Annotated in this window: 4 protein-coding genes; 3 read left to right on the plus strand and 1 reads right to left on the minus strand. The window is 37.9% G+C overall.

Annotation, left to right across the window (positions count from 1 at the left end; all coding sequences use genetic code 11):
- Positions 1 to 365 precede the first annotated feature (365 nt).
- Genes hydG through P9M13_03835 form a run of 3 tightly spaced genes read left to right on the plus strand, consistent with a single transcriptional unit; the run spans position 366 to position 2,867 of the window.
- Positions 366 to 1,748: a [FeFe] hydrogenase H-cluster radical SAM maturase HydG gene (gene hydG / locus P9M13_03825; GenBank protein ID MDP8262414.1), complete on the plus strand. Its 1,383-nt coding sequence runs from the start codon at positions 366 to 368 to the stop codon at positions 1,746 to 1,748.
- An 18-nt stretch (positions 1,749 to 1,766) separates the two neighbouring features.
- Positions 1,767 to 2,183: an Ig-like domain-containing protein gene (locus P9M13_03830; protein ID MDP8262415.1), complete on the plus strand. Its 417-nt coding sequence runs from the start codon at positions 1,767 to 1,769 to the stop codon at positions 2,181 to 2,183.
- 6 nt (positions 2,184 to 2,189) lie between these two features.
- On the plus strand, positions 2,190 to 2,867 hold the full coding sequence (locus P9M13_03835) for a hypothetical protein (protein ID MDP8262416.1): 678 nt from the start codon (positions 2,190 to 2,192) through the stop codon (positions 2,865 to 2,867).
- A gap of 10 nt (positions 2,868 to 2,877) precedes the next feature.
- On the opposite strand, the gene P9M13_03840 is transcribed toward P9M13_03835, so the two are convergent.
- Entirely contained in the window at positions 2,878 to 3,360 is a 483-nt protein-coding gene (locus P9M13_03840; GenBank protein MDP8262417.1) for a GNAT family N-acetyltransferase, read from the minus strand.
- Positions 3,361 to 3,504: the final 144 nt, after the last annotated feature.

The raw sequence follows: 3,504 nt of genomic DNA on the forward strand, positions 1-3,504 counted from the left end.
AGTTTTTATGTCAATAAAATACTTCAACGTCAATACGAATTTGCTCAAACAAGGCGTTTACCACTAAAATATCGTAAATAGAATGACTTATGGTGAGCTAAAATACTTTGTTGCGGAATTGCTGAGTCCCCCCTGTTTTACGATTTTGGAGGATTTATCCGAGAAAATCTATGGGGGAGTGTCTTCTACTTTTAAAGCAGGGCTCTCTTTTTGCTCAAAAGAATCTTCACCGCGTCGGTGGAAAATTCCACCGACCGCGGTGTTTGCATATTTAAAAATGGGGTGAAACCCCCTTATTAGCTATTGACAGTAGATGCGTTATATCCTATAGATTATAGTATACATTTAATGCTAGGAGTATGTTTGTGAAGTATATTGATAAAAACCGGATCAATGACATTATAAGTAAGTCTCGTGAGGATAATGGATTAGATATAGATGTCATCCTTAATAAAAGCAGAGCTTTGAAGCGCCTCACACTTGAAGAGACCGCGGCTCTCTTGTGTGTTCGCGACGAAAAAGACCTTAAAAAGATATTTGAAGCCGCTACATATGTGAAAAACACCATATATGGTAAACGTGTGGTATTGTTTGCACCGCTCTATATTAATAATATATGCATTAACTTTTGCCAGTATTGTGCGTTTAAGGCTGATAATCAAGTTATTAAGCGAAAGAAACTCTCTCAAGAAGAAATATCAGCTCAAACAGTTGAACTTCTCAAAATGGGGCATAAACGCGTCCTTGTTGTTGCATCAGAATCTTCCAACGAGTCAGATATCGATTTTTACTGTCAATCCATAAAGACTATTTATGATACAAAATACCAAAATCACAACATAAGACGTATTAATATTAATTGTGCGCCACTTAATGTTCCCGCATTCCAAAAATTGAAGGCGATAGGGATTGGTACGTATCAGCTTTTTCAGGAAACATATCATGATACAACCTACATAAGAGTGCATCCTGATGGTCCTAAGAGTGATCCTGACAACAGGCTCAATGCACTTGATCGAGCTTTTAAAGCCGGTATTGATGATGTTGGTGTTGGTGTGCTTTATGGTCTCTATGATTATGTCTATGAAACTCTTGCGCTACTTATGCACGTAGAACATCTTGAGAAGATGCATGGTGTTGGTCCTCATACTATTTCTGTTCCGCGACTTGAACCGGCGATCGGTGTTGATCTTGAGCGGTTTGAAGAGTACCGTGTCTCAGATAGTGATTTCATGAAGCTTGTTGCTGTTTTAAGATTGTCTGTTCCCTATACGGGTTTGATACTATCTACTCGTGAAACACCTGAAATGAGAGATATGTTGTTTAATCTTGGTGTATCACAAATTAGTGCGGCGTCTAAGACTTCTCCAGGCGGTTATTCCGATAATGATGAGACACAAGAGGATACACAGTTTTGTCTCAGTGATCACCGAAGCCTAAATGATATTATCCGTGCCCTTGTTGATGATAAGATGATTCCGAGTTTTTGTACCGCATGTTATCGGGCTGAGCGTACAGGAAAGGCATTTATGGATCTTGCAAAACCGGGTACTATAAAAGGTAAGTGTAATATTAATGCGCTTATCACTCTCAAAGAGTACCTTGATGATTTTGCGACAGATGATGTGAAAGAGACGGGATATAAGCTTATTAATGATATGATTGAATCCTATGATGAAACGACACAAAAATCGCTTAAGGGTATTATGACGAGTCTCGATAAAGGTGAACGCGATACATATATTTAAAAAAGATTAAGGTGGCCCATGAGAAAATATTTAAAGATACTGTTTATAGTAGTGTTAATGTCGGTTTCAAGCAGTACAATTTATGCATCAAATGTTTCGGTGAAGTCAATGCCTCCCGTTGTTGTCAAAACTGTTCCTGAGTCAGGGTCTAGGGATGTTGCCCCCGGGATAATGGAGATAAAGGTAACGTTCAGTAAACCGATGCATACAAGAAATATGTGGTCTTGGGTACAGGTTACACAAAGTTCATTCCCTAAATTTGTTGGGAGAGTACGGTTTTTAGAAGATAAAAAGACGTGTGTTGCTCCGGTAAAGTTAGAACCCGGTAAAGCGTATGCAATTTGGTTTAATAATGGGAGATTTAATTCGTTTCGAGATAAAAATGATCATCCCGCTGTACCGTATCTCTTAGTATTCCAAACAAAAAGGAAGTAAAGGGCAATGAAAATAATTGTAATGCTCCTAATGTGTATAGTGGTAAATATTTCTTGCTCTACGTGTCATGCAGGAGATGTTCCGAAAAGCCATCAGTCACGCGAAAGACTTGCTCGAAAGATTGTTAGTGAAATGCTCGGTGGACGTGTTGATTTTCCTTATACTGATAAACAACTCAAAAAAATATTAAAGTCATTGCCGCCATCTCGAAGTAATTCTGCACGAAAAGCATGGAGATCGTATCAATATAAAAAAGATAAACAACGTTCAGTGCAGGCAAAACAAGAAGCAAATTATCAGCAAAGGTTAGCTATACCTCTTACCCAAAAAATGAAATTTCAACGCACTATTCAGGATGAAAAGAAAAAATGTGAACTTGCCCAGAGGAGCGTCAAGGAACTTAAAGGACAAAACGAGCTGCTTGAAAAGAAAGTAAATGAACTTGAAACACAAAACAACACTCTTGAAAACGAGCTAAAAGCTATCCAAAAAGAAAATGCCGTTTTAGGAAGGAAATGCGTTAATGAAAGAACGTTGCGGCTTAATGCAGAAAAAGATTTTGGAAGTAAACAAAAAGGTTCCGGGATCGTTGATAAATCCGTAGATACTATAGGTGGTGTTGCTGATGTTATTGGATCGGTAATTAAAGGTGTCGTTTCTCCGGGTCAGAAACAGAAGAAGTAATTGTGCTCGTTTATTCCGCATGGCGTTTCATGTAATATGCTTTTTCCCCACCGTATTCAATCTCTTTAACAGATTTAAACTCATGTTTTTCCCAAAAGGACTTGCTGTTTTGTACTGCTACTAATGCCTGCGTTTTATACCCCTCTTTATGTGTAAGTGAATGGAAATATTCCATAAGAACATGTGTAAGACCCTTGTTCCTGTATTCCGGATGTATTGCAAGGTCATGGAGATACATGCAGTTTTCTTCACCGGTAGATGACATTTCTTGCTTGTTCAGCTCATGTACATGGTTTTCACATGAAGGATGCGATATTATATATCCCGCATTCTGTCCATCATAGGTGAGGAGTTTGTTTCCCTCCGGGTAGTAGTCAAGTTTCCTTTTATAGGTGTCTCTCTCTTCCTGATACTCTTTTAAAAATGATTGTTTTTGCATATCTAAAACATCATCAAGGTCATTGTCCTGAATTTGTTTGATTTTAATATCCATAAGAAAATCTCATATTATGTAACCGGTGAGCAAAAGGGGGAATTATTTGGGAGGTAAGAGTAAATAAGGATCAATATCAGGATTATGAATATAAGCTTCTAATGTTTTCTTAAGCCATTCTTCTAAGGATCCGATCTTAAGACG

This window comes from Candidatus Ancaeobacter aquaticus, from assembly GCA_030765405.1.
Taxonomy (GTDB): Bacteria; Auribacterota; Ancaeobacteria; order Ancaeobacterales; family Ancaeobacteraceae; genus Ancaeobacter; species Ancaeobacter aquaticus.

What these genes read in the sequence shown, in the direction of transcription:
- P9M13_03830 (MDP8262415.1), top strand. Translation starts at nt 1,767, where the DNA reads ATGAGAAAATATTTAAAGATACTGTTTATAGTAGTGTTAATGTCGGTT.
- P9M13_03835 (MDP8262416.1), top strand. Translation starts at nt 2,190, where the DNA reads ATGAAAATAATTGTAATGCTCCTAATGTGTATAGTGGTAAATATTTCT.
- P9M13_03840 (MDP8262417.1), bottom strand. Translation starts at nt 3,360, where the DNA reads ATGGATATTAAAATCAAACAAATTCAGGACAATGACCTTGATGATGTT.